The sequence below is a fragment of the Delftia lacustris genome (assembly GCF_040267515.1).
Classification (GTDB): Bacteria; Pseudomonadota; Gammaproteobacteria; order Burkholderiales; family Burkholderiaceae_C; genus Comamonas; species Comamonas tsuruhatensis.
Window position 1 is genome coordinate 5,126,574 of record NZ_CP141274.1, and the last position, 26,983, is coordinate 5,153,556.

Sequence of the window (26,983 nt, forward strand, 5' to 3'; positions counted from 1 at the left end):
AGAGAACAGACAAATGAAGCGCACTTTCAAGATCTACCGCTACGACCCGGACAAGGATGCCAAGCCCTACATGCAGACCGTCGAGGTCGAGCTGGACGGCCACGAGCGCATGCTGCTGGACGCCCTGGTCAAGCTCAAGGAGATGGACCCCTCCATCTCGTTCCGCCGCTCCTGCCGCGAAGGCGTGTGCGGCTCGGACGCGATGAACATCAATGGCAAGAACGGCCTGGCCTGCCTGACGAACATGAAGACCCTGCAGGGCGACATCGTTCTCAAGCCCCTGCCCGGCCTGCCCGTGATCCGCGACCTGATCGTGGACATGACGCAGTTCTTCAAGCAGTACCACTCGATCAAGCCGTACCTGCAGAACGACAGCTTCGCGTCTCCCACCAAGGAACGCCTGCAGTCGCCTGAAGAGCGCGAAGAGCTCAACGGCCTGTACGAGTGCATTCTGTGCGCCAGCTGCTCCACCAGCTGCCCCAGCTTCTGGTGGAACCCCGACAAGTTCGTGGGCCCGGCCGGCCTGCTGCAGGCCTACCGCTTCATCGCGGACAGCCGCGACGAGGCCACGGGTGACCGCCTTGACAACCTGGAAGATCCGTACCGCCTCTTCCGTTGCCACACCATCATGAACTGCGTGGACGTGTGCCCCAAGCACCTGAACCCCACGCAGGCCATTGGCAAGATCAAGGAACTGATGGTCCGCCGGGCCATCTGATGACCATGACGAATACTCTGCTCGACGAACGCGAGCGAGACCTGCTGCGCTGGCGCTGCCGGCGCGGCCTGGTCGAGAACGACCTGTTCATCGCGCAGTTCTTCGCCACCTACGGAGACCAGCTCACGCGGAGACACGCGAGCGGTCTGTCTGCCTTGATGGACCTGGCAGACAACGACCTGATGGACCTCTTCTTGCGCCGCAAGGAGCCTGAAGGTGAACTCGATACCCAAGAAATCAGGGAAGTTCTGGAACTGGTGCGCAAGCGCAAGCCCGGTTCTCTCCCGCTAGTAGGCTAGGCAATCTAGAGAAGGAAGTTTGGAAATGAAACTCGCAGACAACAAAGCAACGCTGTCTTTCAGCAACGGCGCCCCCAGCGTCGAGCTGCCCGTCTACCAGGGCAACGTCGGTCCCGACGTGGTGGACATCCGCAAGCTGTACGCGCAGACCGGCATGTTCACCTATGACCCGGGCTTCCTCTCTACCGCCTCGTGCCAGTCCGCCATCACCTACATCGATGGCGACAAGGGCGAGCTGCTGTACCGCGGCTACCCCATCGAGCAGCTGGCCAAGAACTGCGACTACCTCGAGACCTGCTACCTGCTGCTGTACGGCGAGCTGCCCAACGAGTCGCAGAAGGCCGACTTCGTCGAGCGCGTGACCAAGCACACCATGGTCAACGAGCAGATGCAGTTCTTCCTGCGTGGTTTCCGCCGTGACGCCCACCCCATGGCCGTCCTGACGGGTCTGGTCGGCGGCATGTCGGCCTTCTACCACGACAACATGGACATCAACAACGCCGAGCACCGCGACATCGCCGCGATCCGCCTGATCGCCAAGATGCCCACGCTGGTCTCCATGGCCTACAAGTACGGCATCGGTGCGCCGTACATGTACCCCAAGAACGACCTGAGCTACGCCGGCAACTTCATGCGCATGATGTTCGGCAACCCCTGCGAGGAGTTCAAGGTGAACCCCGTGGTCGAGCGCGCGCTGGACCGCATCTTCATCCTGCACGCAGACCACGAGCAAAACGCCTCCACCTCCACCGTGCGCCTGTGCGGCTCGTCGGGCACCAACCCCTTCGCCGCCATCTCGGCCGGCGTGGCCTGCCTGTGGGGCCCTGCCCACGGCGGCGCCAACGAAGCCTGCCTGAACATGCTGGAATACCTGCAGGCCAACGGCGGCGTTGCCAAGGTCGGCGAGTTCATGGAACAGGTCAAGGACAAGAACAGCGGCGTCAAGCTGATGGGCTTCGGCCACCGTGTCTACAAGAACTACGACCCCCGCGCCAAGCTCATGCAGGAAACCTGCAATGAAGTGCTGGCCGAACTGGGCCTGGAAAAGGACCCCCTGTTCGCCCTGGCCAAGGAAGTCGAGAAGATCGCCCTGGAAGACGACTACTTCGTGCAGCGCAAGCTCTACCCGAACGTGGACTTCTACTCCGGCATCGTGCAGCGCGCCATCGGCGTGCCCGTGAACCTGTTCACCGGCATCTTCGCCCTGGCCCGCACCGTGGGCTGGATCGCCCAGCTCAACGAGCAGATGGCCGACCCCGAGTACAAGATCGGCCGTCCCCGCCAGCTGTTCACGGGCTCCGTGTCCCGCGACGTCAAGCCGATCGGCCAGCGCTGATCGCAGGTCCGGGCCTCAGCGGCCCGGCACCCAAAAGCCCCATGCCTTTGCATGGGGCTTTTTTCATGGGCGAGTCCACCGTTCCAGAAGGCCGCACCAGTCCTAGGAACACCATTCTGACTATCGTGGCATGGATCTCGATTGATCACATCTACCCTAAGGTGACCGTTGACCCTCCCTGAAACGGGATGGAGGCGCAGCGCAATGCCCGCTGCCGTTCAACGCAACCCCGGGACTCACATGCTTGTCGAAATCACCAAGGACGGAATGCTCATCCATGCGCGCGTCAAGAATGCGCGCAGCCCCGCCATCGAGAGAGGAAAGCGGACCGCCGCCATCACCGGCATCGTCGTGCACCAGACCGATGCCAACACGGCCCAGTCTTCGCTTAACAGCTACAAAAACCCGAAGGCCAATGCGGCACACTTTCTTATCGACAAGGACGGAACCATCTACCAGACTGCGGCCATCTACCAGCGCACCAACCATGTGGGGCCGCTGAAGGCAAGATGCCTGCTTGTGGGGAAATGCAGGGCCAAGGACTATGAAGGACTGAAGGCAAAAGGGGTACACCGCATCGAGATGATGAAGGCTCCTGGTGAACGCTATCCGAGCAATATGGAGGCCATAGGTATCGAGATGGTCGGCCGAGCGGAGTTGCCGAAGGGGTTCAAACCTTCCTCCAACGAAGCGGATTTGCCCCCCGAGAGATTGCGAGGAGAGCGCGGCCTCTATCCCGCCCCGACCCAAGCTCAGAACCGGTCACTGACATGGCTTGTTGAAGCACTGCAGGACTCCATGCAACTGTCGCCCGGTGAAGTCTTCAAACATCCCGAGGTAAGTTGGAAAAATCTGACCGAAGCAGAAGGTGCAAACTGGAACCTTCCTACGAACACACCATGAAGTACCACCAATTTTTTTGGGCACTAACTTCAGCGATGGTCATGGCCTCAACGATTCATGCTGCTGACGCCCGGTATTCTGCAAAGAACATCCAGAAAATCAATATCTTCGTCCCCTCATCAAGCAACCCCGCTTGGGAGGATAAAAAATGGCTCGATTGCGACGATGTGATCCTGACCGAGGAGGATGTGCGATATGCATTGCAGCATATACGCCGAATTTCGGAAAAAGCCTATTTCAGCGAAGAAAACATGGATAGATCCGGATGCTCCGGAGGTGCGTCCGTCACGTTCAAGAGCGGAAAGATCATCGTCATGGATATCGAGCCAACAGGGCGAATCAGAATCTTCGAGGCGAACAGGAAGCTTGAACCCCTTGGAGTACCCTCACGCTACTACGACTGCGCTCCTTGCAACAAACGCAAGATGAACCTGCTGCAAGACGCCTTGGACCGCGCCACGGAAAGGCGGCTCAAGGAGCTGAAGAGGCAGGGCCGGCTCCCGCCTTGAGTCACGATCTGGTCTTCTCTTGCGCGCCGGTTTTGGCAATGGCTCTGACGCTTTACTCAACGCTTCATGCGGCCGAAGCCAGATAGCCGCTCAGGCATGTGCCACCGGCCCGGCTGCAACGGCTGGCGGCCTGGTGAACAGCCTGCTGGTCGGCAGCGCCGCCTGGCCTGAGCGCCCGGGCCAAGCCCCCTGCTTCACGCAGCGGCGCGGTTTCGCCGACAATGCCCCCCCGGCCCTCGTGGCCGGGCCTTTCTTGCGCCGGGGTTCCGGCCCCAGCCACTCCCTGCACACCATGAACTTTGCCTCCCTCGGCCTGAGCCCGGCGCTGGTCTCCAGCCTCCAAGACCTGGGCCTGGTCGATCCCACGCCCATACAGACCCAGTCCATCGCCCCCGTGCTTGCGGGCCGCGACCTCTGGGCCTGTGCTCCCACGGGCTCGGGCAAGACGGCCGCCTACCTGCTGCCGCTGCTGCAGCGCTGGATGGATGGCGGCAAGGCCCAAGGTGCCCAGGGCGGCTTTGTGCGAACCCTGACCACGCTGATCGTGGTACCCACGCGCGAGCTGGCCCAGCAGGTGGGCGAGACGCTGTCCGACTTGGGCCGCACGCTCAGGCAGCCGCCGCGCATCGGCGTGGTCTATGGCGGCGTGTCCATCAACCCGCAGATGATGATGCTGCGCGGCAGTGCCGACTTCCTGGTGGCAACGCCGGGCCGCCTGCTGGACCTGGTGGAGCACAACGCCGTGCGCCTGTCCGCCGTGCGCCACCTGGTGCTGGACGAGGCCGACCGCCTGCTGGACCTGGGCTTCCAGGAAGAGCTGCAGCGCGTGCTGGCCCTGCTGCCGAAGCAGCGCCAGACCCTGCTGTTCTCGGCCACCTATCCCGATGCCGTGCAATCGCTGGCCACGGGCCTGCTGCACGATCCCGTTCAGGCCCGCGTCGATGCCGCCGAAGGCCAGGATGCCGCCAGCCCGCAAAGCATCACCCAGCGCGCCATTGCCGTGGACCGCGCACGCCGCACGCAATTGCTGCGCCAGCTGGTGCAGGGCGACACCGCTGCGGGCACCGACCCTGTCACGCTCGAACGTGCCCTGGTCTTCGTGGCCACGCGCCACACGGCCGAACTGGTGGCGGAAAAGCTCTACAAGGCCGGCATCTTCGCCACGGCCTTCCATGGCGACCTGAGCCAGGGCGCACGCAAGGAAGCGCTGGCCGACTTCAAAGCCAAGCGCTGGCAGGTGATGATCACCACCGACCTGGCGGCGCGCGGCATCGATATCACCCAGTTGCCCCTGGTCGTCAACTACGACCTGCCGCGCTCGGCCACCGACTATGTGCACCGCATCGGCCGCACGGGCCGCGCGGGCGAGGACGGCACGGCCATCAGCTTCGTGACGCCGGCCGACCAGGCGCACTGGGCGCTGATCTGCAAGCGCAACCAGCTGGACCTTGAACTGGAGCAGTTGCCGGGCTTCGAGCCCACCGAGCCCGCGCCGCCGCCCCCGGTGGCGCAGGACGGCAATGGCGGCATCAAGGGCCGCCGCCCCAGCAAGAAGGACAAGCTGCGCGCCGCGGCCGCCGAAGCAGCCAAGACCGCAAAAAAGAACTGAGCGTTTCCGGTTCAGCCCGCGCCGCCGCGCCCGCCAAAGCGATCCCGGTACGCCACCGGGGTAATGCCCAGGTGGCGCACGAACAGGTGGCGCAGCGCCTGCTCCGAGCCCAGGCCCACGCGCGCGGCCACGGTCTTGAGCGGCAGATGGGCCTGGCTTTCCAGCAGTTGCTTGGCCGCCTCCAGCCGCGCGCTCTCCACAAAGGCCGTGGGGCTTTGCCCGGTTTCCTGCTGGAACACGCGGCGCAGGTGCCGCTCGCTCATGTGCGCCTGCTCGGCCATCTGCGCAAGGGTCAGAGGCTCGGCCAGATGGGTCATCACCCACTGCTGCACGGCCTGCACGCCGCCGTGCTGCGCGGCCTGGGCCGCCAGCGGCACGCTGAACTGCGACTGCCCGCCGGGACGTTTGAGGTACATGACCAGGTCGCGCGCCACCTCCAGCGCCAGCGCGTGGCCGAAATCCTCTTCCACCACGGCCAGGGCCAGGTCGATGCCGGCCGTCACGCCGGCCGAGGTCCACAGCTGGCGGCTGCCTTCGCCATCGCGGATCTCCTCGCGCAGGTAGATGGCATCGGCATCGACCTGCACGCGCGGATGGCGCTGGGCCAGTTGCGCCGTCACGCTCCAGTGCGTGGCCGCGCGCCGGCCGTCCAGCAAGCCCGCCTCGGCCAGGAAGAAGCTGCCCGAGCACAGCGCGATCAGCCGCTGCACGCGTGGCGCCACGCGGCCCAGCCAGGCGACCAGCTCGGCCGAGCCGCCCAGCACCTGCTCGATATGGCGCGAGCCCACGACGACCACGGTGCAGCCCATGCCTGCAGCCTCCAGCCCGGCCAGCGTGTGGGTGGCCTCCAGCGACATCAGCGTGTCCGAGCGCACGGGCCCTTGCCGCTGCGAGACCACGCGCACCTCGTAGCCGTCGCTCTGGCCGCGCGCGCGCAGGTGCACGTTGGCATAGTCGAACACCGACATGGGTCCTATGGCCTCCAGCGCCTTGAAGCCGGGGTAGACGACAAGATCGATGCGGTGGGCGCTGGCGTGGCGGTGGTCCATGGGAAACGGCGGGCTCGGAGGCGGTCAGGGTGGAAAGAATGGGGCGGACTATACGAAAAGACGCAAGCACCCACGGCCTGCAGGCCCGGCCGACGCCGGCCACCCCCCTCAGATTCGGACATATCACCTGGGGCTGCGGCCATGATGCGGCCGGTCCGCGCGGCCATGGCCTACATTCAAGGCTTCGCGGAGCGCGCGCACTGCCGCTCCTGAGCCACCCCGACAGAAAGACACGCCCATGAAATCCAAAGCCGCCGTCGCCTTCAAGGCTGGAGAACCCCTGCAGATCGTCGAGATCGACGTGGCCCCCCCGAAGAAGGGCGAGGTCCTGATCAAGATCACCCACACCGGCGTCTGCCACACCGACGCGTTCACGCTGTCGGGCGACGACCCGGAAGGCATCTTCCCCGCCGTGCTCGGCCATGAAGGCGCGGGCATCGTCGTCGAGGTCGGCGAAGGCGTGACCAGCGTCAAGCCCGGCGACCACGTGATCCCGCTGTACACCGCCGAATGCGGCGAATGCCTGTTCTGCAAGAGCGGCAAGACCAACCTGTGCGTTTCCGTGCGCGCCACCCAGGGCAAGGGCGTGATGCCCGACGGCACCACGCGCTTTTCGTACAACGGCGAGCCCATCTACCACTACATGGGCTGCTCCACCTTCAGCGAATACACCGTGGTCGCCGAAGTCTCGCTGGCCAAGATCCACCCCGATGCCAACCCCGAGCAGGTCTGCCTGCTGGGCTGCGGCGTGACCACGGGCCTGGGTGCCGTCAAGAACACCGCCAAGGTCCAGGAAGGCGACACCGTGGCCGTGTTCGGCCTGGGCGGCATCGGCCTGGCCGTGATCCAGGGCGCCAAGCTGGCCAAGGCCGGCCGCATCATCGCCGTGGACACCAACCCCTCCAAGTTCGACCTGGCCCGCACCTTCGGCGCCACCGACTGCGTGAATCCCAAGGATTTCGACAAGCCCATCCAGCAGGTCATCGTCGAGATGACGGGCTGGGGCGTGGACCACAGCTTCGAGTGCATCGGCAACGTCAACGTGATGCGTGCCGCTCTGGAATGCGCGCACCGCGGCTGGGGCCAGTCGGTCATCATCGGCGTGGCTGGCGCGGGCCAGGAAATCTCCACACGCCCCTTCCAGCTGGTGACGGGCCGCAAGTGGCTGGGCACGGCCTTCGGCGGCGTCAAGGGCCGCAGCGAGCTGCCCGGCATGGTCGAGCAGGCCATGAGCGGCGAGATCCAGCTGGCCCCCTTCGTCACGCACACCATGGGCCTGCCGGAGATCAACGAGGCTTTTGACCTGATGCACGAAGGCAAGTCCATCCGCTCCGTCGTCGTGTACTGAAGCTCCCCCTGAGGCGCTGCGCGCCCTCCCCCGTTGCACGGCGCCTCTCTACTCGCTACGCGAGGGAGGAGGACGGCGCCCTCGCCTGGGCAGCGCCAGTTTCATGGGCCGTTGACCGTGTATAGCGTATCAACTCCCATCTTTGAATGCTGCACGCACCGCTTGCCAAGGTGCTCGTAGCATTTTTCTTTTTTGAGGAACACCATGTCCGCACTGCCGCCCCTGGAACTCAAGAACGCCCATGCCTGCTTCGGCGGCGCACAGCGTTTCTACGAGCATTTCTCCGCCGAGATCGGCCTGAACATGAAGTTCTCGGTCTTCCTGCCGCCCAAGGCCGTGGCCGGCGAGAAGGTGCCCGCCGTGCTCTATCTGGCCGGGCTGACCTGCACCGAAGAGACCTTCATGACCAAGGCCGGCGCCCAGCGCTTGGCCGCCGAGCTGGGCATTGCGCTGATCGCGCCCGACACCAGCCCGCGCGGCGCAGGGCTGCCCGGCGAGGCCGATGCCTGGGACTTCGGCGTGGGCGCGGGCTTCTACCTGGACGCCACCACCAGGCCCTGGGCGCTGCACTGGCGCATGGAAAGCTATCTGCTGGGCGAGCTGCTGCCGCTGATCGCCGCACGCCTGCCTATTGACGCGCAGCGGCTGGGCATCTTCGGCCACTCCATGGGCGGCCACGGCGCGCTCACGCTGGCGCTGCGCCATCCGGGCCGCTTCAAGAGCCTGTCGGCCTTCGCGCCCATCGCCAACCCCGTCAACTGCCCCTGGGGCCAGAAAGCCTTCTCAGGCTATCTGGGCGATGACCGCAAGGCCTGGGAAGCCCATGACGCCAGCTGCCTGATGGCCGCCCAGACCCAGGCGCCCTACCCGGCCGGCATCCTCGTGGACCAGGGCCTGGCCGACAAGTTCCTGATCGAAAAGCAGCTGCTGCCCGAAGCCTTCGAGGCCGCCTGCGCCCAGGCCGGCCAGCCGCTGACGCTGCGCCGCCACGGCGGCTACGACCACGGCTACTACTTCATCCAGAGCTTCATTGATGACCATCTGCGCCATCATGCAGAGCAGTTGAGTACCCCCTGAGGCGCTTCGCGCCTTCCCCCTCTCTCGCTTCGCGGGAGGGGGACGACGCCATCGCCGCGAGGCGGCTCTTGCTCGGCGTCCCTGTTTTTTGGTCGCGCCAGTTTCAAAGATTAGGCGCAAGGCAAAAAATAGAACGGGCTCATCTCATCCAGGCATGCGCCCCGCGCGCATGTCCTGCGCAATACGCTCCAGAACCTGCGGCAGCTCCTTCACGCTGGCGATCACGTGGTGGGCGCCGGCTACGCGCAGCTTGGCTTCGGCGCGGGCCACGCGCTCGCGCACTTCTTCGGCGGGGGCGGCGGCCAGTTCGGCGGGGGAGTAGCCGACTTCGTTGCCGGACAGGGTCAGGCCCACGGTCCACATGCCGGCGTTGCGGCCTTCCTCGATGCCGGGCACGGTGTCGTCCACCTTCACGCAGGCACGCACGTCGCCGATGCCCAGCGCCAGCACATTGGCCAGCGCCATGAAGGGGCCGGGGCGGCCGCCTGCGGCCATTTCATCGCCGGCCACCACATGGTCGGGAGCCAGGCCGTTGGCCGCTGCCTGGGGCAGCAGCTGGTTCAGGACTTCACGCGGATAGCCCGAGCACGAGCCCACCTTCAGGCCCTGCGCGCGCAGCCAGCCCAGCAATTCAGGCGCGCCTTCGATGGGTGCCGAGAACTCGCCCACCTTGGCGATCTGCATGGGCATGAAGCGGGCGTAGATGGCATCCACGTCGGCGTCGCCAGGCTGCTGGCCGAAGGCCTTGTGCCATTGCGCGCGGATGCCCTCGTCCTGCAGCAGCTCGTGGATGTGCTGCCACTTGGACAGGCCCATGGGGCCGCGTGCCTGGGCCAGGGTGATGGTGATGCCGAAGCTGGCAAAAGCCTCGACAAAGATCTGCGTGGGTGCCAGCGAGCCGAAATCGACCAGGGTGCCGGCCCAGTCGAAGATGACGGCCTGCAGCGGCGACAGATCGGCGGCGGCGGCGGTGGAGGCGGTGGTGTGGTTCATGGTGCTTTTTGACTAGGAAAGAGGTTCAAACAGAAGAGGGCCGCACGCGCCTGTTCATTCCAGCGTGCGGATGAAATTGCGCCCGCGCGGGCCGGATGCGGCCGACTGCAGCAGCTGCTGCCACTCATCCCCAGGCACGCCGTAGTGGGCGGGATCGGTGGCCACGCCCAGGCCTTCGAGGAAGTTGCGCAGGCGCTGCACGGCCAACTCGCCCGTGGCGGCATCGAAGATGGACAGCAGGGCCGCGTCGGCCTCGTCGTCGGCGCCCAGGGCCATCTCCAGCACCAGCGGCAGGCTGAACGAGCAGGCAATGCCATGGGCCACGCCATGGCGCAGCGTGATGTCGTAGGACAGCGAATGCGCCAGCGCCGTGCGGGTGTTGGAGAAGGCCAGGCCGGCCATCAGGGCGGCCTCGGCCATGCGGCTTCGCAGCGGCAGGCTGCCCAGGTCCTGCATCAGCGCGGGCAGCGTGGCCAGGGTGCGGCGCGCGGCGCCCACGGCCAAGGTGGTGGAGACGGGATTGCGGTGCCGATTCCAGATGGACTCCAGCGCATGCGACAGTGCATCCAGCCCCGAGGCCAGCGTGGCGCCGGCCGGCAGGCTTTGCATGAGCTGCGCGTCGATGATGGCGGCCTCGGGCCAGGTCCAGTGCTGGTGCAGCGAGTGCTTGCGGCCAGCGGCCTGGTCCCAGATCGTGGCCCAGGGCGTGACCTCGCTGCCCGTGCCGGCCGTGGTGGGAATGGCGATCAGCGCCTTGTGGCCTGCGGCCGTCAGGGCCAGCCCCTGCTCCAGGGCCTGCAGCAGTTCGCCGAAACGCCGCGTGGGCGTGGCGCACATCAGCGCCTTGGCCGAGTCGATGGCGCTGCCGCCGCCCAGGGCCACGATGCACGGGACCTCGGCGTATTCGCGGTGCACGCGGTCATACAGCGGGGCCAGCCACTGCACATCGGGATTGGGCGCAATGCCGTCCACCACGCCGCGCAGCTGGCTGCCCAGCCGTTGGCGCAGCTGCTGCACCAGGCCCAGGGATTCGGCCTCGGGAAACGTCACCAGCAGGCAGTCGCGCCCGGCCAGCAGCTCGGGCAGGCGGTCCAGGCGGCCGGGGCCGGCATGGATGGCAACGGGGTTGTGATAGGTCCACACAAATCGGTCCTTTGAATGAAACAGGGGCGCCGAAAAAAGCGCTACCCTCAATGGCGGGTGCCCTGCTGGATGCGGCTGCGCAGCCAGTGGGAGACGAGATCGGCAGCGATCACCATCACGGTGATGACCACGATGCAGGTGGCCGTCTCCTGGTAGCGGAACAGCTTGAGGCTGCCGACCAGCTCGAACCCCAGCCCGCCCGCGCCCACCATGCCCAGCACCGTGGCCGAGCGCAGGTTGACCTCGAAGCGGTAGAGCACGACCGCGATCCAGGCCGTGATGGCCTGCGGTATCACACCGAAGACGATGAGCTGCAATTGCGTGGCGCCTGCGCTGCGCAGGGCCTGCAGCGGGCCGTCGTCGATCTCTTCGATGCTCTCGGCGAAGAACTTGCCCAGCATGCCCATGCCATGCAGGGCCAGGGCCAGCACGCCGGGAAACGGCCCCAGGCCCACGGCCGAGACAAAGACCAGCGCCAGGATCAGCTCGTTGATGCTGCGCACCACGTTCAGGAACTGACGCGTGATGCGCCGCAGCCAGTGCCAGCCATGCAGGTTGCTGGCCGCGATGAAGGACAGCGGCAGCGCCAGCACCACGGACAGCAGCGTGCCCCAGATGGCGATCTGCACCGTCTCCAGCGCGGGCGCCATCAGGCGCGGCAGCATGCTCCAGTCCGGCGGCACGGAGCGCGCCACGAAGTCTGCGATCTGGGGCATGCCTGCCGCCAGTTCGCCCCAGCTCATCTGCGCGCCGCCCGCGCTCCAGTGCAGCACCCAGGCGATGGCCAGGGCCGCAGCCGCATAGCCTGTCCAGCCCAGGGTGCCGTGGGGGCGCGGCGCGGTCCATTGCCAGCGGTCGCGCGGCTCGGGGCTCCAGGAATTGGCGCTGGTCATCACAGTCCTCCTGCGGGCGCGCTGGCCCGCATCCACGAGGCAGGCACCGGCGCCTGCGCATGCAGGCCGGCAGGCCCTATGGCCGCCGTGCCCGGAGGTGTGTCCGGCTCTGCGCCCTGCCCTGCTCCTTGCCCTGCGCCTTGCCCTGCAGTGGGCTGCGCATGGTAGATGGCCTGCAGCGCGGCCTCGTCCAGCGCCTGCGGCGATCCGTCAAAGACCATGCGGCCCTGGGCCAGGCCCAGCACACGGTCGCCGAACTCCCGCGCGTAGTCCACCTGGTGCAGGTTGCAGACCACGGCAATGCCCAGCTCGCGCGTGGCATCACGCAGGTACTGCAGCACGCTGCGCGCGGTCTTGGGGTCCAGGCTGGCCACGGGCTCGTCGGCCAGGATGACCTGGGGCTGCTGGGCCAGCGCGCGGGCAATGCCCACGCGCTGCATCTGCCCGCCCGACAGCGCCTCGGTGCGCTCCAGCGCCTTGTGGGCCAGGCCCACGCGCTCCAGGCACTGGTCGGCCAGGCGGATATCGCTTTCGCGGAACAGCTGCAGCACCGAGGCCAGGGTGCCGGTCTGGCCCAGGCGCCCGGTCAGCACGTTCTTGCGCACCGACAGGCGCGGCACCAGGTTGTGGTGCTGGAAGACCATGGCCACGTGGCGAGCCAGCTCGCGCCGGCTGTGCCTGCCGCCGCCCAGCATCAGGTCCATGCCGCCCACCTCCAGCGTGCCGCTGTCGGCGCGGGCCAGGCCGTTCATGCAGCGCAGCAGCGTGGACTTGCCGGCCCCCGACAGGCCCAGCATGACGACAAACTCGCCGGGCTGCACATCCAGGTCGATGCCATGCAGCACGTGGTTGCTGCCATAGCTCTTGCGCAATTGGCGGATGCGGATCATTTCATGCTCCCGAGGTCGAGCTTGAGCGCCTTGGCCGTCTGGCGTACCACGTCGTAGGCCTTGTCATCCGTGGCCGCGAAGCCGTCGAGCACGCCCTGGTCACCCCAGGGCAGGTCCTTGACCTCGGCCAGGGCCGCAGCCACCTTCTGCTTGGTGCCGGCGTCCAGGTTCTTGCGCCATGTCATGGGCGACTCGGGGATGGGCTGGGAGCGCCAGACGATCTGGAAGTCCTCGCGCTTGACCAGGCCCTTGTTCACGGCGGAGTCGAAGATGCGGTCGGCCACGGCCGCCGCATCCACCTTGCCGTTGGCCACGGCCATGATGCTGGCGTCGTGCGAGCCCGAGAAGATCACGCGCGAAAAGCCCTTGTCCGCATCGAAGCCCTCGGCGATCAACCCCGCCTTGGGAAACAGGTGGCCCGACGCCGAGGTCGGGTCCACAAAGGCAAAGCTACGGCCCTTGAGATCGGCCACGCTGGCCGGGCCCTTGTCCTTGCGGGAGATCACCATGCTGTGGTACGCGCTCTTGCCCGTCTTCTTGGTCACGGCCACGGCAAAGGCCTCGGCGCCTGCCACCTGGTTGGCCAGCACGTACGAGAACGGGCCGAGGAAGGCGATGTCGATCTTGTTGGAGCGCAGCGCCTCGATCACGCCGTTGTAGTCATTGGCCACGAAGGGCCGCACCTTCATGCCGGTGCGGGTGGCCAGCTGGTCCATGACCTGCTGGCTGGCACGGATCATGGCCTGCGCGTCCTCCGAGGGGATCAGGCCCACGCGCAGCTCGGCGCTCTGGGCAAAGGCGGCAGTGGTAGCGGTGGAGGCGGTGGCGGCCAGGGCCAGCACGGCGCCGGCATGGCGCAGCCAGGTCTTGCGGTTCATCTTCATGGGAGCGTTCCTTTGCATCAGGTCAGGCACATCGGCGGATCGGTGGATCCGTGAATCGCCGGTCAAATCGCCAGGCGGGTGGGTATGGCTGAATGCTAGGAGCGACATATTTCTGCCATGTGAAAGTTTCAGAATCGGTTTTGACAGCATCCATAGACAAAACCTTGAGATACCGACTTTCGTGAGCAACGCCCGCTACCGCGCCTTCATCGCCGTCGCCCACCATGGCAGCCTCAGCGCCGCCGCCCGCGCACTGGGCGTGAGCCAGCCCACCATCTCCACCCAGATCGCCACGCTGGAGCGCCAAAGCCAAATCGAGCTGTTCCACCGCCGCGGCTACCGCATGACGCTCACGGGCGCAGGCGCCAGACTGCTGCCCATGGCGCAGAAAATCATGGCGCTGGAGGCCGAGGCCGAGTTCTTCCTGCGCGACTCGGGGCAGTTGCACCAGGGCGAGCTCAAGATCGGCGCCGTGGGGCCCTTCCATGTGATCGAAATGGTGGCCGCCTACCGCGCACGGCACCCGGGCATGCAGCTGTCCATCCGCATGGGCAACTCGCAGCAGGTGCTGGCGGACCTGGAACGCTACGACACCGACGTGGCCGTGCTCGCCGGCCTCTACGACCGCCCGGAGCTGCTGGCACGCGAGTACGCGCGCCACGCCATCGTGCTGTTCGCCCATGTGGCCCATCCCTTCGCGCGGCGCAGCGAAATCGCGCTGTCCGAACTGCAGGGCCAGCCTTTGCTGCTGCGCGAGCACGGCTCGACCACGCGCACCGCGCTGGAATCGGTGCTGCAGGCCGCCGGGGTGCAGCCGCGCACCGAGCTGGAGATCGGCAGCCGCGAAGCCATACGCGAAGCCGTGGCGCGCGGCCTGGGACTGGGCGCCGTGTCCGAAGCCGAATTCATCCCCGACCCGCGCTTTCGCCCGCTGCGCATCGCGGGCGACCCGGCCAGCACCACCACCTATGTCTATTGCATGCGCGAGCGCAGCGACAGCCTGCTGGTGAGGTCGTTCATGGACGCGTCACAGTGATCAGCCGATGCCGCAGACGCTGCGCAGCTCGCCACCCGCCGTCAGTCCAGGGCCGGCGCATCGACGATCGGATTGCGGAGAATGCCGATGCGCTCCACCTCCACCTCGCAGACATCGCCCGCCTTCATCCAGACCTGGGGGCTGCGCGCCAGACCGACGCCCGAGGGCGTGCCCGTGATGATGATGTCGCCAGGCTGCAGCGCCATGCCCTGCGAGCAGGCCGCGACCAGGGTGGCCACATCGAAGATCATGTCGCGCGTATTCGCGTCCTGCAGCACCTGGCCATTGAGCCGGCACTGGATGCGCAGGCCGGCCGCGCCCGGCGGCAGTTCGTCGGCGGTGACGAACTCGGGTCCGAAACCGCCGCTGCGGTCGAAGTTCTTACCCCACAGCCACTGGGCGGAGCGAACCTGGTAGTCGCGCACCGACCCATCGTTGAACAGCGAGTAGCCGGCCACATGCTCCAGCGCCCGGGCCTTGTCGATATAGCGCCCGGCCTTGCCGATCACCGCCACCAGCTCGGCCTCGTAGTCGAACTGGGTGGACACAGGCGGGCGCTCCAGCGCCTGCCCATGCGCCACCCACGAGGAGGCATAGCGCTGGAAGATGACAGGATGCCGGGGCAGCTCGAAATGGCTCTCGGCGGCATGGTCCACGTAGTTGAGCCCTATGGCGAAAGCCTTGGACGGGTTGAGCACGGGTGGCAGGATCTCCAGCCCCTGCAGGGGCAGGCGCTCGCTGGCCGTGGCGACCGCCTGTTGCGCGGCCCGCAGGCCGTGCGGCCCCTGCGCAAGCAATTTGTCCAGTGTGGCGGGCAGACCCAGGGCCGTGATGTCCACCAGCTCCTGGCCGGACCGCACGCCCAGGGCCGGCCGGCCCTGGGCATTCCTGAAGGCAATGATTCGCATGGAAATACTCCGTTGAAAGCGTCAAGCGCAAGGCTCGTGGTTGGTAATGAAATCCTCAGGAAGCGCCGGTCCCCAGACATACAGCGCATCCTCCGGTGAGTGGTCGGCAGCTGGCCACAGGCTGCCCGCCGGCACGAAATCTATGTCGAACGAGTATTCGGCATAGCTTCCCCAGGGGTCGCGCACATAGTGGAAATAGTTGGAGCCCAGCACATGGCGCCCCAGGCCCCAGCCCTTGTCGTAGCCGGCCCCGCGCATCTGCTCGGCGCCGCAGCCGACCTCGTCGATGCTGGCCACGTCCCAACTGCTGTGGTGCAGGCCTGGCGCATGCGATCGGGCGAAGGCCACGAGATGGTGGTCGCTGCCATGGACCCCGTGCAGGAAGGCGATGCCCTCGCCCGAGCGGTCCGACAGCCTCAGGCCCAGCACCTGCTCGCAAAACCGGACCATGCGCGAGACATCGGGCGTGAAGAACAGCACATGGGACAGATGCCGGGGCCGGACCTGCTCCACCCGGCTGCGCGCGGGCGCCGCGCCGCGACCCGGCTGCGGCGCCATGGCGGGCACCGGCCTGCACTTGGCGCCGGGCGACACCTTGGGGGCAACCACGAGCTGCACCAGTACGCCATCGGGATTGCGCAGCCACAGCCCCTCGCCGTCCGACAGCGCATGCGGGGCTGCCGCGATGCCCTGCGCAGCGATGCGCTCGCGCATGGCCTCGGCATCACCGTCGAAGATGCCAAAGCGCACATATTCCAGCTTCTTGGCCCGCCCCGAGGCGTATACGCTCGCCCAGCAGTGATGCGAACCGAAGGTATGCAGATCCAGACGGCCATCGGCCGGCCGCACGTCCAGGCCGAAGTGCCGGTAGAAATGCAATGCCTCGCCCAGATCGGGCACGGAGAAGACGAAGCGGTCCACCGAATGCACGGCGGCCAAAGGCGGTGTGAGGGTCATGGCTGCTGCGCGCCTGGCGCCGTGGGTCATTCGGGGCGGATGCCGATGTCGTGCATCACCTTGGTGAAGGTCTGGATCTGCCGGGCCAGCTCGCGCTGGTGCTCGGCCGGCGAGCTGCCGATGGGCTCGAAGCCCTTGTCGCTCAGGCTGCTGGCCACGCTCGGATCGCGCAGCGCATCGCGCAGCAGCGTATTGATCCTTTCCACCACCGCCTTGGGCGTGCCGGCCGGCGCATAGGCGGCGAACCAGGGGCGCATGTTCAGCACCGGATCGGTGTAGCCCAGCTCCTTGAAGGTGGGCACCGTGGGCATCAGGGCCAGGCGCCTGTCTCCGTTGACCGCGTAGGCCTTCATCGCACCCTTGTCGGTCTGGGCCTTGGCCACGAGCACGCTGGCCATGGCGAACGACAGGTTGCCACCCAGCAGATCCTGCACCACGGGCGACTCGCCCTTGTAGGGAACGGTGACCACGGCGAACCGGTCGATGCGCCCCAGGGTGGCAATGGCGATGTGCGAATAGGTGCCGTTGCCCCAGGTTCCGAAGGAGACACCGCCCTTGTCGGCCCGCGCATAGGCGACGAACTGTGCGAGGCTGCTCGGCGGCATGGCCGCATTGCCCACCAGGATGGCCGCTGCCGAGGCGATCAGGCCCACGGGCTGGAAGTCGCGCACGGGATCGTAGGGCAGCGATTTGAACAGGCCCAGGTTGTTCACATGGGACTCCATGTTGGTGATCAGCACCGAATAGCCATCGGGGGCCGAACCCCTGACGTTCTCGGCCGCAAGAATGCCCGATGCGCCGGGCCGGTTGTCAACGATGACCTGCGCACGGCTCTGGCGCGTGATTTCAGCGCCCAGCACGCGCGCCACATAGTCCAGCGCGCCGCCCGCGGCAAAGGGCACGACAAAGCGTATGGGCTTGGACGGGTATGGCACATGGGACTGGGCCTGGACCTGCCCTGCCGCGCACAGCAGCGCACTCGCGACCAGCAGGGCACGGCGAAAAGGTTTCTCGTGAAAATCGGGGGTCATCTCTGTCTCCTTGGTTGTCATGGCTTGCGCGGAACGGAACGCAAGGCCCGATCGGGTGAAACCCGTGGCGCCTTGCTGCCCAGGCAATCCGCGAAGGCCTGGCAGATGCTGTCGCTGGCCCTTCGCGCCGCTTGCGAGACCTGGAAAAAGCCCAGGAACGGATGGAACATGTCGCCAAAGCACAGCCGTTGCACGGGCACGCCGGCCTCGGCCAGGCGGCTGGCGTAGGCGCTGCCTTCTCCGAACAAGGGGTCATGCCCGGCCAGCGCGATGACGGCGGGCGGCAGCCCGGCCAGGCTGCCCGCCCGCAGCGGAGACGGCGGAAACGCACCGGCCTCGGCCATGCGCGCGCCCATGTACAGGCGGGTGATGTCGCGCAGGTCGGTCGGCGTCAGCATGGGGTGGTCGCTGCGGCGCGCCTGCAGTGCCTCGGTATCGCGGGCCATGTCCACACCGGGCACCACGAGCAGTTGCGCGGCCAGCGCCCGTCCACGGCGCTGCAGCACGATGGCCGTCGAGGCGGCCAGGTTGCCTCCGGCGCTTTCTCCGGCCACGGCCACGCGGGCCGGATCACCGCCTAGTTCCATGACCTGGTCCATGGCCCACAGCGTGGCGGCGATGGCATCGTCGTGCGCTGCGGGAAACGGATGCTCTGGCGCCAGCCGGTAGCCCACCGAGACGATGACTGCCCCCACGTCGCGGCACAGCTTGCGCGCGATGTCATCCATGCATTCGATGCCGCCCAGCACAAAGCCTCCGCCATGGAAGAACACCACGGTGGGCCGGGGCACCGCATCGGCCTCGGGGCGATAGATGCGCACGGGCACGGTGGTGACGCCATGCCGTGCCAGCCGGTCCTGCGTGCAGGCCACGGGCACGGGCGGCGCCGCTTGGCGCATCGCCATGACGGCCGCGCGCAGGCGTTCGCGCGCCTGCGCCGGCGTGCCCGAAAACGGTGGCACGGCGCCGCGCTGGCGCGACGCCTCGACGATGGCGGCCAGTGCGGGGTCCAGGGGCATGTCCATGCCGGCCTCCTTAGAGCGTGTTATGCAGTCCCAGCACATGGGCCTGCGACACGAACGCGCGCTGGCGCAGCGCATCCAGATCGACATGGAGCATGCGGCCATGGCGCTTGACCGCCCTGCCCGCGACGAAGACGCTGTCCACATTGCCCGGATGGGCAGCCAGCACCACCGCGCCCACGGCGTCGCAGACGGGCGCCAGGTTGATATCGTCGGTGCGGATCATGATGACATCGGCCTGCTTTCCAGGCGTCAGCGAGCCGATCTTGTGCGACAGGCCCGTGGCATGTGCACCGGCCACCGTGGCGAACTCCAGCACATCGCGCAGCGAAAGAGTAGGCGGCGCGTGCTCCACGCGGCAATGCCGACCACCCATCCAGGATCGGTAGTAGGCGAAGGCATGGCGCATCTGCGTGAACATGTCGCCCGAGCATTTGGTCTCGGTGTCGCCGCTGAGGCTGGGCCGGATGCCCACGGCCAGCATGCGGTCGAACGGTATGTCGCCTATGCCCTGGGCGTTCATCTCGCAGTGCACGCCCAGCGAGGCACTGACCCCGGCATCGGCCATCATCGCAATCTCGTCGGCGCCGCTGAAGCAGCAATGCACAAAGGTCAGGTCATCGCCCAGCGCCCCGGCCTCGTGCATCTGCGCGATCGCCCGCACCTGCGCATTGCGCGCATAGGCCCCCATGTGGATGGTCGAGCGCAGGCCCAGCTCGCGCGCCAGCCGCAGATCGTCCAGCCAGACCTCGCGCCGCGCCATCTCGGGGCCGCGCCCGGCCATGGCCAGCGTCAGCAACTGGTCGTCGCTGGAGAAATAGCGGGCGCGCAGCCGCCTGATGTCCTGCGGATGTCCGCGCTGGCTGTCAAACATCCACGACGCGCCATCCACCAGCGGCCAGCCATGGGCGAACACACCACGGATGCCCGCCTCGCGCAGACCCAGGATGGCGGCGTCGGCATGCTCGGGCGAGTTCTGCACATGCGACCAGTCGAGCATGGTCGTGATGCCGCCATCCAGAGCCGACACGGCGCCCAGCAGCGTGCCCACATGCACGTCCTCGGCGCGGTAGCCGGCCCCCCTGGCGCCCAGCATCTCGGCGAAATAAATCTGCGGATCGATGTCCGCGTAGCAGTGGCGCACGCAGCTTTGCCAGGTATGGCGGTGCGTGTCCACGAAGCCCGGCAGCACGATGGTGTTGCGCGCATCGATGCGCTGGGCATGCGGTGCATCGATGCGCGGGGCCACGGCCGCGATGCGCTCGCCCTCGATCAACACATCGCCGCTGCGCAGCTCACCAATGCCCGGTTCCATGCTGATGATCCAGCCGCCGCTCAGCAGCAAGCATTCCTCGCTCATGCCGCCACCTTCAGCCAGCGGGCCAGTTGCGCCTGCACTTCGCCGGGCCTGGCCAGGCCGTCACTGGCCCAGGCCACATAGGCGTCAGGCCGCACCAGCAGCGCCTTGACCTGGGCCATGGACGCCGGCGCATGGGCGGCGCGGGCCTGCAGCACCGTGACGGGCAGACCCTGCACATCGAGATCCGCGAACTGCCGGCCCGTGCCGTCCAGATCGAGCAACAAAAAGTGCCGCTCGCGCAGCAGTTGCGTGACGCTGGCCGAGCGCCCGTCCAGCAGCAGCAGATCGATATCGGGCATGCGGTGGCCGGCCAGCGCATGGCTGCCCGGCTCGCTGCGGTATGGCGCCTCCAGGCCGCACAACTCCAGCACCAGCTTGCGCTGTACATCGGGCAGGGGAACGATGTGCTGGGCCATGCGCCGTTTGAGCGCCACCGCCTCCGGCCCGAAGCTGAACTGCAGCGCGCACTGCGCCTTCACGCTCTCCAGCAGCGCGTGCATCACCGGCAGCCGCTCGCTCTCATAGGTGTCGAGAACGGCATCGCCGGCCAGACCCCTGACCACGAGAGCGAGCTTCCAGCCCAGGTTGAAGGCGTCCTGCAGGCAGAAATTCATGCCCACACCGCTGGATGGATAGTGGATACGCGCGGACTCGCCGACCAGCAGCACCCGCCCCTGCCGCAGTTGGGGCACGGCCCGCATCTGGTCGTCGAAGCGCGAAGCCCAGCGCAAGCCCTGGATGCCGTAGTCGGTGCCGTGCACGTCGCGTATGCACTGCAGCGCCTCCTGCAGCGTGACGGGCTCGTCCTTGGGCGCATGCATGCGCTCGCGGTGCACGATGTTGAACCGCGTGATGCCCTCGCCAAACGCATAGCCCCGTACCCAGCCCAGTTCGTTGTCCGCATTGAGCCGTCCGCCGGGCCAAGGCGCGGTCAGTTGCGCATCGATCACAATGCCCCGGAACGTGCCCGGCCGGCCCTCGAATGCAATCCCCGCCTGGGTACGCACCACGCTGCGTCCCCCATCGGCCCCGACCAGATACTTCGCCCTCAGCGTGGTGACGGCGCCCTGCGCTTGCCGCGTGTCTTGCACGTCCACCTCCACGCCCTCGGCATGCTGGCGCAGCGCCGTCACCTCCGCACCCCGGCGGATCTGCGCCCCGCACTCTTGCGCCCACGCCCAAAGAAGATCCTCGGTCATGTTCTGGGGCAGGCCCAGCGTAAAGCCGAAGCGCGTGTGCAGATGGCGCCATTCGATGGGATGAAAGCCCGCCCAAATGTGCGATGGCCGGAACGGATAGTCCACGATCTCACGGGTCTTGCGGATGAATCGGTCCGCAATCCCCCGCGCGTCGAACAACTCCAGCACCCGGGGCAACAGGGTGCCCGCACGCGACTGCACGCCCTGCGTGCGCCTTTCCAGCACCAGCGTGCGCGCGCCGGCCCCCGCCAGTTCGGCCGCCATGGTCAGCCCCGACGGGCCCGCTCCCACCACAATCACATCCCACTGCATCGCATCGCCCCCATTCACATCGAAAAACCTGTGACCCACCGGCCTAGAAGGCGTGCGTCACGCCCACTTCCAGCGCCAGTTGGCGCCGCCCCGAGGCCGGAGCCTGATTGCGCATCACGGCCTTTTGCCCCTCCCCGGCCTGCTGCACCACGCCCAGCACATACAGGCTGGTTCGCCGCGACAGCGCGTAGTCGGCATGGGCGTGCGCCTGGCTCCAGCGGTAGGAGGCCAGCCGCGTGAACGCATAGCCGCCGCCCACGCGCAGCGCCGGCGTCACATATTTGTAGAAGCCCAGATCCAGGGTCTGCGCCCGCTCACGCCGGCCCAGGGCCGACAGGCGCGTATGGCTGTAGTTGCCCATCCAGCGCCAGCCATCGCGGGTGTAGGCCAGGCCCGCCGTACCGGTCTCCTGGTCCTGGGAGATCGCCGTGGCCGGCGCCTGGCTGAAGTCCTGGCCGTACAGCCGCGGCACGCCCAGCCTCAGCCCGGGCGCGTAGGGAACGCCCTTGACCGATTCCCAGATGGCCACCGCCTGCAAGGGGCCATCGGTGTAGCCCAGTTGGGCGCCCACCACCCGCCCCGTGTGGGTGGCTGAATCCCGCTCCGCCGCGCCGTACATCGCGCCGAACTGCCAGCCGCCGCGCACGGGGGACTTGTACTTGAGCGTGTTGTTCAGTGCCGTGCCTACCGTGCGGTCCAGATTGCCTGGATGGGTGGCCAGCAGCGAGGTGAACCGCTCCGAGGTGAAGGGCACGGCGTCGGCCAGCAGGTCGTACATCGCCCCCATCGTGAAGCTTCCCCAGGTGGCCGAAGTCAGGCCCACATAGCTCTCCAGTGGCGCCATGGTCCCCGTATCGGTGAATACGTACTGGCTCCAGCGGAAGATGGCCGACAGACCGCCTCCCAACGACTCGCGCCCCGACAGCGCGATGGAGGGCGCCGCATGGGTGCCCGTCTGCTGCAACTTGCCGCCACCTTCCGAATCCCGGGTATAGAGCACGCCGGCGCCCAACAGGCCCGACAAGGTCAGGCTCGATGTCAATGGCTGCCCCTGGGTTTGGGCTTGGGTTTGGGTTTGGGCCTGCGTCACCGGCTGGGACTGGGCAGCTTCCGGCAGCCCCGTGCCGGCGCCGCACAGGCCCGCCATCAGGCACAGGCCGCTGCGCACGCGAGCGTCAGGGAAAAGAGGGCGTGGTCCATCGCCCGATTCGCGTCGTGTAGGCAATCCGAACATGTATGTCTCCGAAATGGATGCGCCCTGCATGGAAGCGCCTGTGGTTTTGCGGGTCCGGAGCGGATGATCGACCTCGGGAAGACATACGTAAAATTTATTGTTTAAATTCAATCCATTTGCACAGCAAATACGGAGACGCGCCATGCGCTTTCACAAGCTCGACCTGAACCTGCTGGTTGTCCTCGACGCCCTGTTGGCCACGCACAGCGTGAGCAAGTCCGCCGAGCGGCTTTTCCTGAGCCAGCCCGCGACCAGCCTTGCGCTGGGGCGGCTGCGCGACTACTTCAAGGACGAGCTGCTGGTTTCAGTGGGCAAGACCCTGGTGCCCACGCCGCTGGCCAACGAGCTGGCCAAGCCCGTGCGCGACGTGCTGCTGCAGATCCAGACCATCGCGCATGCCCGGCCCTCCTTCGATCCGGCCACCTCGCAGCGGCGCTTCACCATAGAGTCCTCCGACTACGTGATCAGCGTGCTGCTGACACAGGTGGTGCGACGGGCCGCCACCCTGGCGCCGCTGATGCAGTTCGACCTGCGCGCCATCAGCCCGCAGACGCCCGAACATCTGGACAGCGGAGAGGCCGAGCTGCTGATCGCCCCCGAATTCGCGAAAGTGGCAGGCCACCCCTTCGAGCCTTTGTTCGAAGATGGCTTCTCCTGCCTCGTCTGCGCGGACAGCCCGCTACTCGACGGCCCGCTGACGCCGGCACGGTATTTCGATGCGGCCCACATCGGCGTGGAATGGGGTGGCGGCAGGCGCACCACGTTCGACGCGCGGCTGATGTCCACCGGCAAGCGCAGCCGCCGCCAGGAAGTGATCGCCCCCAACTTCACCCTGCTGCCGGAGCTGCTCGTGGGCACGCAGCGCATTGCCACACTGCCCACTCGCCTGGCGCAGCACATGGCGCGGCGCTTTGCGCTGCAGGTGCTGCAGTGCCCGGTGGAGATTCCCCGGTTCACGGAATTGTTGCAATGGCACAAGCACCAGGAGCGAGATCCGGCCATCGCCTGGCTGCGCTCCCTGATCCGCGATGCCGGTGCCAGCCTGGACCGGCTCGCCCCGGGCGTGGGACATTGAGCTGGTGTGGGCTGTGGCATGGTGGGCTTGCGCTCGCCACTGGCAGCCGCCCTGCACGCTCAAAAGGGCCGTTTCAGAACAGACTGCGCTGCGGCAGCAAAAGCGACGGGTGGTAGAGACTGCAATCGAGCCGCAGTGGCTCGCGGTTGAGCCCGTGACGGCGGCAGGCCAGGGCGAAGCGCTGGCGCAGCAGCTCGGCCCAGTGGCCGATACCTTTCATGCGCTGGCCGAACTCGGCGTTGTAGACGCGGCCGGCCTCGCGCTGCTCGCCCTGGATGCCGTGCAGGTCGCGCACGCGCTCCATCACGCGGCGGGCGCGGTCGGGGTAGTGCACCTGCAGCCATTGCTCGAACAGCGGCGCCACTTCCCAGGGCAGGCGCAGCACGGCATAGAAGGCGTGGCGCGCGCCTGCGTCGGCGGCCGCCTCCAGCACCTTCTCCAGGTCTTCGTTGATGAAGGGAATCTGCGGTGCCAGGCTCACGCCCACGGGCACGCCCGCCTCGGTCAGCGCGCGGATGCTGCGCAGCCGGCGGTGCGGCGCGGCGGCGCGCGGCTCCAGGTGGCGGGCCAGGTCGGCATCCAGCGTGGTCAGCGTGATGTGCACCGAGGCCAGGCCCTGGCGCGCCAGCGGGGCCAGCAGGTCCAGGTCACGCTCCACCCCGCTGCCCTTGGTGACGATGGAAAACGGGTGGCGCGCCTCGGCCAGCACTTCGATCAGGCGGCGCGTCAGCCCCAGCTCGCGCTCTATGGGCTGGTAGCAGTCGGTGACCGAGCCCAGCATCACGGGCTCGGCCACATGGCTGGCGCGCGACAGCTCGGCGCGCAGCAGCTCGGGCAGGTTCTGCTTGGCGATGAGCCGGGTCTCGAAGTCCAGCCCCGGCGACCAGCCCAGGTAGCTGTGCGTGGGACGGGCATAGCAATAGATGCAGCCATGCTCGCAGCCCCGGTAGGGATTGAGCCCCATGTGAAACGGCAGGTCGGGCGACTGGTGGCGGCTCAGCGCCGAGCGGGCCTGCTCCCAGCGCAGTTCGGTGCGCAGGGGCGCGGCTTCCTCGCCTTCGGCCGGCGCCTCAAGACTGCCCCAGCCGTCGTCAAACGCCTCGCGCGGATCGGTGGTGAAGCGGTGTGCCAGTTGGCTGGCTGCGCCCCGGCCCTTGATGGCGTGCAGGGGCACCCGGGCCGTGTCGTGATGAGGCGTGGGAGGACTGGAAAGCATGAAGTAACTGTATAAAAATACAGTCATACCAACAAGCACTCCCCGCATGCCTGCGGTTGCGAAGTGGGTTTTGCCGGCTTGGCAAGTGCCCGCGCCAATCCGCACCGCACCGTGCGGGTTCGCTTGGCAGAACGCGCACGGGCCTGCACAATGGCCTTATCGCACCAACTTGGTGCTTTTCTCTTTTCTGAAGATGCCTTGGCCCGGACAACCGCGTTGCCCGGGCTTTTGTCCGTTTGGGCGCCGCTGCCCTTCACTGCAGCCACGGCGCAAGCACACAAGGGAGCCAACACCATGGAGCGCAAGCCCCACATCATTCTTTCGTCCCTGGACCTGGAACGCATCGAGGCCCTGCTGGACAAGCAGCCCGCCTTTCCCGGCCGCGAGGCGCTCGAGGCCGAGCTGGACCGTGCCGACGTGCTCGAGCCCAAGGAAATGCCGCCCAACGTGGTGACCATGAATTCCACGGTGCGCTTCACGCTGCTGGAGTCGGGCAAGACCAATACGCTGACGCTGGTCTATCCCAAGGAGATGGATGGCAGCGCCGACAAGGTGTCGGTGTTCGCGCCCGTGGGCATTGCCCTGCTGGGCCTGAGCGTGGGCGACCAGTCCCGCATGCCCGGCCCCTCGGGCCAGGTCACCGTGCGCGTGGATGCCATCGAGTTCCAGCCGGAAAGCGCAGGCGAGCTGCACCGTTGAACGCCGACCGGCGTGAAGCGAAAAAGGCAGCTCACCGGCTGCCTTTGTTGTTTGTGGACTGACGCACCGCACCTCAGCGCAGGCCCGCCACAAATGCCGCGATCAGGCCGGTGCCCACCAGGCCCGCCTGCCAGCGCAACGCCATGTGCCAGCTGGGAACGTGGCGCTCCACGCGCTCGTACAGCAGATGGCCGGCCGCAATCGACAGCACAAAGGCCGTGCACATGCCCAGCAGGGCGGCGGGAATGGACTGCGGCCAGAAATGGCTTTCCACGGCGTTGACCAGCAGGCAGACCGAGAAGTGCACGAGAAACACCGAGTACGAAATCTTGCCCAGCCGGCGCAGCGGCGCCCAGCCTTGTGCCTGGGCAAACGCGGGGCTGCGCATGGCCGCGACCAGGACCAGCGCCGTGGCACCGGCCAGTGCGATGCGGTCGCGCCACTCCAGTGCCAGCGCCGCCACGACCAGGGCCACGATCAGCAGGGACCAGCTCCAGGCCGTCGAGGACTTGTCCGCATGCGCGGCCCAGTAGGCCAGCATGCCCAGGCCGTAGGCGCCAAAGAAGTACGGCGCCCACACATCCCATTGCGCATCCAGATTGAAGCCCAGCAGCGAGGCCGCCACGCCGATCACCACCAGCGCCTGCGCCACGCTCAGCGTCCAGGGCCAGCAGCGCGACAGCGCCTGGCCACCGAAGCGGCGGCGCAGCAAGGCGCCGCCCCAGCGCGTGCCGGCCAGCAGCAGCGCCGTCAGCGCAAACAGCTGGAAGTCGATGGACACGTACCAGACGCCGGCGGACAGCGACTCCTCGCCCACGATGTTCTGCAGCAGCAGCGCATGCGCCACCAGCTGCCAGAGATCGGGCTCGCCGGAGACAGAGGCATGGTCGAACCAGGGCCGCACGGCCGCCGAGACGACGACGGCCACGACCAGGGCCACGGCGTAGGGCACGACCAGGCGCACGAAGCGGCGCCCGATGCGCGACCACGGATCGCTGTGCTGGCCGTGGCCTTGCGGCGCCATGCTGGCTGCCGCCAGGTAGCCGCCCAGCACCAGGAAGATCTGCACGGCCATGCGCGCATATTCATAGAGCCAGTCGATGAGGTCCGGCGCGGCCGGATGGGCGATATCGGACATGGGGCCGTAGAAGGCCAGGTGGTGCCAGACGATGGCGGCACAGGCCAAGCCCTTGGTGCAGTCGATCAGCGCACTGCGGCTAGCGTGGGACATGGGGCAATATGCAATCTGCGAACGGGTCGGGAAGCGGGAAGCGGGAGGCGCT

General features: G+C 67.2%; 26 protein-coding genes. 11 read left to right on the forward strand and 15 right to left on the reverse strand.

Features of this window, described 5'->3' with window-relative positions:
- Positions 1-13: 13 nt before the first annotated feature.
- From U6958_RS24990 to U6958_RS25015, 6 genes are all read left to right on the forward strand, one after another.
- Complete coding sequence (locus U6958_RS24990) at positions 14-718, forward strand: succinate dehydrogenase iron-sulfur subunit (RefSeq protein ID WP_012204344.1); 705 nt, start codon at positions 14-16, stop codon at positions 716-718.
- The gene (locus tag U6958_RS24995; protein WP_012204343.1) at positions 718-1,017 is read left to right on the forward strand and encodes a succinate dehydrogenase assembly factor 2; all 300 of its coding nucleotides are present in this window, start codon (positions 718-720) and stop codon (positions 1,015-1,017) included. Before U6958_RS24990 ends, U6958_RS24995 begins: the two co-directional genes overlap by 1 nt.
- A gap of 25 nt (positions 1,018-1,042) precedes the next feature.
- On the forward strand, positions 1,043-2,353 hold the full coding sequence (locus U6958_RS25000; protein WP_016450198.1) for a citrate synthase: 1,311 nt from the start codon (positions 1,043-1,045) through the stop codon (positions 2,351-2,353).
- Positions 2,354-2,593: 240 nt separating this feature from the next.
- Complete coding sequence (locus U6958_RS25005) at positions 2,594-3,256, forward strand: N-acetylmuramoyl-L-alanine amidase (protein WP_244160517.1); 663 nt, start codon at positions 2,594-2,596, stop codon at positions 3,254-3,256.
- Entirely contained in the window at positions 3,253-3,765 is a 513-nt protein-coding gene (locus U6958_RS25010) for a hypothetical protein (protein ID WP_047218613.1), read from the forward strand. The genes U6958_RS25005 and U6958_RS25010 overlap by 4 nt, the downstream gene beginning before the upstream one ends.
- 292 nt (positions 3,766-4,057) lie before the next feature.
- A complete protein-coding gene (locus tag U6958_RS25015) occupies positions 4,058-5,374 on the forward strand; it encodes a DEAD/DEAH box helicase (RefSeq protein ID WP_208607074.1) in 1,317 nt (438 codons plus the stop codon).
- Positions 5,375-5,385: 11 nt separating this feature from the next.
- Here the strand turns inward: U6958_RS25015 and U6958_RS25020 are convergent, their stop codons facing one another.
- Positions 5,386-6,423 carry a GlxA family transcriptional regulator gene (locus tag U6958_RS25020; RefSeq protein ID WP_016453932.1) on the reverse strand — a complete coding sequence of 346 codons (1,038 nt, stop codon included), beginning with the start codon at positions 6,421-6,423 and terminating at the stop codon, positions 5,386-5,388.
- Positions 6,424-6,661: 238 nt separating this feature from the next.
- Between U6958_RS25020 and U6958_RS25025 the strand changes: the two genes are divergently transcribed.
- Together U6958_RS25025 and fghA are read left to right on the forward strand one after the other, a co-directional pair.
- Positions 6,662-7,771, forward strand: a complete 1,110-nt coding sequence (locus tag U6958_RS25025; RefSeq protein ID WP_012204334.1) for an S-(hydroxymethyl)glutathione dehydrogenase/class III alcohol dehydrogenase — start codon at positions 6,662-6,664, stop codon at positions 7,769-7,771.
- Positions 7,772-7,975: 204 nt separating this feature from the next.
- Complete coding sequence (gene fghA / locus U6958_RS25030; RefSeq protein WP_046240405.1) at positions 7,976-8,848, forward strand: S-formylglutathione hydrolase; 873 nt, start codon at positions 7,976-7,978, stop codon at positions 8,846-8,848.
- A 144-nt stretch (positions 8,849-8,992) separates the two neighbouring features.
- Here the strand turns inward: fghA and phnX are convergent, their stop codons facing one another.
- Genes phnX through phnD form a run of 5 tightly spaced genes read right to left on the reverse strand, consistent with a single transcriptional unit; the run spans position 8,993 to position 13,651 of the window.
- Complete coding sequence (gene phnX, locus U6958_RS25035; RefSeq protein ID WP_074923098.1) at positions 8,993-9,841, reverse strand: phosphonoacetaldehyde hydrolase; 849 nt, start codon at positions 9,839-9,841, stop codon at positions 8,993-8,995.
- A 54-nt stretch (positions 9,842-9,895) separates the two neighbouring features.
- A complete protein-coding gene (gene psrA, locus U6958_RS25040; protein WP_074923097.1) occupies positions 9,896-10,984 on the reverse strand; it encodes an iron-containing alcohol dehydrogenase PsrA in 1,089 nt (362 codons plus the stop codon).
- 47 nt (positions 10,985-11,031) lie between these two features.
- Positions 11,032-11,877, reverse strand: a complete 846-nt coding sequence (gene phnE / locus U6958_RS25045; protein ID WP_074923096.1) for a phosphonate ABC transporter, permease protein PhnE — start codon at positions 11,875-11,877, stop codon at positions 11,032-11,034.
- Complete coding sequence (phnC, locus tag U6958_RS25050) at positions 11,877-12,767, reverse strand: phosphonate ABC transporter ATP-binding protein (protein WP_043823862.1); 891 nt, start codon at positions 12,765-12,767, stop codon at positions 11,877-11,879. Before phnC ends, phnE begins: the two co-directional genes overlap by 1 nt.
- Complete coding sequence (gene phnD / locus U6958_RS25055; protein WP_074923095.1) at positions 12,764-13,651, reverse strand: phosphonate ABC transporter substrate-binding protein; 888 nt, start codon at positions 13,649-13,651, stop codon at positions 12,764-12,766. Before phnD ends, phnC begins: the two co-directional genes overlap by 4 nt.
- Positions 13,652-13,832: 181 nt before the next feature.
- Here phnD and U6958_RS25060 point away from each other — a divergent pair, with 181 nt between their 5' ends.
- Positions 13,833-14,687 (forward strand): LysR substrate-binding domain-containing protein, encoded by an 855-nt coding sequence (locus U6958_RS25060; RefSeq protein ID WP_047473111.1) that lies wholly within the window; start codon positions 13,833-13,835, stop codon positions 14,685-14,687.
- Positions 14,688-14,728: 41 nt separating this feature from the next.
- On the opposite strand, the gene U6958_RS25065 is transcribed toward U6958_RS25060, so the two are convergent.
- Genes U6958_RS25065 through U6958_RS25095 form a run of 7 tightly spaced genes read right to left on the reverse strand, consistent with a single transcriptional unit; the run spans position 14,729 to position 22,710 of the window.
- The gene (locus U6958_RS25065) at positions 14,729-15,595 is read right to left on the reverse strand and encodes a fumarylacetoacetate hydrolase family protein (protein WP_047325749.1); all 867 of its coding nucleotides are present in this window, start codon (positions 15,593-15,595) and stop codon (positions 14,729-14,731) included.
- Positions 15,596-15,616: 21 nt separating this feature from the next.
- Positions 15,617-16,552, reverse strand: a complete 936-nt coding sequence (locus U6958_RS25070; protein WP_047325750.1) for a VOC family protein — start codon at positions 16,550-16,552, stop codon at positions 15,617-15,619.
- Between the two features lie 26 nt (positions 16,553-16,578).
- A complete protein-coding gene (locus U6958_RS25075) occupies positions 16,579-17,583 on the reverse strand; it encodes a tripartite tricarboxylate transporter substrate binding protein (RefSeq protein ID WP_047325751.1) in 1,005 nt (334 codons plus the stop codon).
- Positions 17,584-17,600: 17 nt separating this feature from the next.
- Positions 17,601-18,608, reverse strand: coding sequence for an alpha/beta hydrolase (locus tag U6958_RS25080; RefSeq protein WP_143044620.1), 1,008 nt, complete (start codon positions 18,606-18,608; stop codon positions 17,601-17,603).
- A gap of 10 nt (positions 18,609-18,618) precedes the next feature.
- Positions 18,619-19,965: an amidohydrolase family protein gene (locus tag U6958_RS25085; protein ID WP_074923094.1), complete on the reverse strand. Its 1,347-nt coding sequence runs from the start codon at positions 19,963-19,965 to the stop codon at positions 18,619-18,621.
- Positions 19,962-21,476 (reverse strand): FAD-dependent monooxygenase, encoded by a 1,515-nt coding sequence (locus U6958_RS25090; RefSeq protein WP_074923093.1) that lies wholly within the window; start codon positions 21,474-21,476, stop codon positions 19,962-19,964. The genes U6958_RS25085 and U6958_RS25090 overlap by 4 nt, the downstream gene beginning before the upstream one ends.
- A gap of 43 nt (positions 21,477-21,519) precedes the next feature.
- Entirely contained in the window at positions 21,520-22,710 is a 1,191-nt protein-coding gene (locus U6958_RS25095; RefSeq protein WP_244160515.1) for a porin, read from the reverse strand.
- A gap of 142 nt (positions 22,711-22,852) precedes the next feature.
- Here U6958_RS25095 and U6958_RS25100 point away from each other — a divergent pair, with 142 nt between their 5' ends.
- Positions 22,853-23,785, forward strand: a complete 933-nt coding sequence (locus tag U6958_RS25100; protein WP_074923092.1) for a LysR family transcriptional regulator — start codon at positions 22,853-22,855, stop codon at positions 23,783-23,785.
- Between the two features lie 73 nt (positions 23,786-23,858).
- Here U6958_RS25100 and U6958_RS25105 read toward each other — a convergent pair whose 3' ends face one another.
- Positions 23,859-25,001 (reverse strand): PA0069 family radical SAM protein, encoded by a 1,143-nt coding sequence (locus U6958_RS25105; RefSeq protein ID WP_074923091.1) that lies wholly within the window; start codon positions 24,999-25,001, stop codon positions 23,859-23,861.
- Between the two features lie 294 nt (positions 25,002-25,295).
- Here U6958_RS25105 and rnk point away from each other — a divergent pair, with 294 nt between their 5' ends.
- Entirely contained in the window at positions 25,296-25,700 is a 405-nt protein-coding gene (rnk, locus tag U6958_RS25110; RefSeq protein WP_026062607.1) for a nucleoside diphosphate kinase regulator, read from the forward strand.
- A 73-nt stretch (positions 25,701-25,773) separates the two neighbouring features.
- On the opposite strand, the gene U6958_RS25115 is transcribed toward rnk, so the two are convergent.
- Positions 25,774-26,931 carry an acyltransferase gene (locus U6958_RS25115; protein ID WP_047325757.1) on the reverse strand — a complete coding sequence of 386 codons (1,158 nt, stop codon included), beginning with the start codon at positions 26,929-26,931 and terminating at the stop codon, positions 25,774-25,776.
- Positions 26,932-26,983 lie beyond the last annotated feature (52 nt).

Coding starts and splice junctions, on each gene's coding strand:
- U6958_RS24990 (WP_012204344.1), top strand. CDS start 14: ATGAAGCGCACTTTCAAGATCTACCGCTACGACCCGGACAAGGATGCC.
- U6958_RS24995 (WP_012204343.1), top strand. CDS start 718: ATGACCATGACGAATACTCTGCTCGACGAACGCGAGCGAGACCTGCTG.
- U6958_RS25000 (WP_016450198.1), top strand. CDS start 1,043: ATGAAACTCGCAGACAACAAAGCAACGCTGTCTTTCAGCAACGGCGCC.
- U6958_RS25005 (WP_244160517.1), top strand. CDS start 2,594: ATGCTTGTCGAAATCACCAAGGACGGAATGCTCATCCATGCGCGCGTC.
- U6958_RS25010 (WP_047218613.1), top strand. CDS start 3,253: ATGAAGTACCACCAATTTTTTTGGGCACTAACTTCAGCGATGGTCATG.
- U6958_RS25015 (WP_208607074.1), top strand. CDS start 4,058: ATGAACTTTGCCTCCCTCGGCCTGAGCCCGGCGCTGGTCTCCAGCCTC.
- U6958_RS25020 (WP_016453932.1), bottom strand. CDS start 6,423: ATGGACCACCGCCACGCCAGCGCCCACCGCATCGATCTTGTCGTCTAC.
- U6958_RS25025 (WP_012204334.1), top strand. CDS start 6,662: ATGAAATCCAAAGCCGCCGTCGCCTTCAAGGCTGGAGAACCCCTGCAG.
- fghA (WP_046240405.1), top strand. CDS start 7,976: ATGTCCGCACTGCCGCCCCTGGAACTCAAGAACGCCCATGCCTGCTTC.
- phnX (WP_074923098.1), bottom strand. CDS start 9,841: ATGAACCACACCACCGCCTCCACCGCCGCCGCCGCCGATCTGTCGCCG.
- phnE (WP_074923096.1), bottom strand. CDS start 11,877: ATGACCAGCGCCAATTCCTGGAGCCCCGAGCCGCGCGACCGCTGGCAA.
- phnC (WP_043823862.1), bottom strand. CDS start 12,767: ATGATCCGCATCCGCCAATTGCGCAAGAGCTATGGCAGCAACCACGTG.
- phnD (WP_074923095.1), bottom strand. CDS start 13,651: ATGAAGATGAACCGCAAGACCTGGCTGCGCCATGCCGGCGCCGTGCTG.
- U6958_RS25065 (WP_047325749.1), bottom strand. CDS start 15,595: ATGCGAATCATTGCCTTCAGGAATGCCCAGGGCCGGCCGGCCCTGGGC.
- U6958_RS25070 (WP_047325750.1), bottom strand. CDS start 16,552: ATGACCCTCACACCGCCTTTGGCCGCCGTGCATTCGGTGGACCGCTTC.
- U6958_RS25075 (WP_047325751.1), bottom strand. CDS start 17,583: ATGACCCCCGATTTTCACGAGAAACCTTTTCGCCGTGCCCTGCTGGTC.
- U6958_RS25080 (WP_143044620.1), bottom strand. CDS start 18,608: ATGGACATGCCCCTGGACCCCGCACTGGCCGCCATCGTCGAGGCGTCG.
- U6958_RS25085 (WP_074923094.1), bottom strand. CDS start 19,965: ATGAGCGAGGAATGCTTGCTGCTGAGCGGCGGCTGGATCATCAGCATG.
- U6958_RS25090 (WP_074923093.1), bottom strand. CDS start 21,476: ATGCAGTGGGATGTGATTGTGGTGGGAGCGGGCCCGTCGGGGCTGACC.
- U6958_RS25095 (WP_244160515.1), bottom strand. CDS start 22,710: ATGTTCGGATTGCCTACACGACGCGAATCGGGCGATGGACCACGCCCT.
- U6958_RS25100 (WP_074923092.1), top strand. CDS start 22,853: ATGCGCTTTCACAAGCTCGACCTGAACCTGCTGGTTGTCCTCGACGCC.
- U6958_RS25105 (WP_074923091.1), bottom strand. CDS start 25,001: ATGCTTTCCAGTCCTCCCACGCCTCATCACGACACGGCCCGGGTGCCC.
- rnk (WP_026062607.1), top strand. CDS start 25,296: ATGGAGCGCAAGCCCCACATCATTCTTTCGTCCCTGGACCTGGAACGC.
- U6958_RS25115 (WP_047325757.1), bottom strand. CDS start 26,931: ATGTCCCACGCTAGCCGCAGTGCGCTGATCGACTGCACCAAGGGCTTG.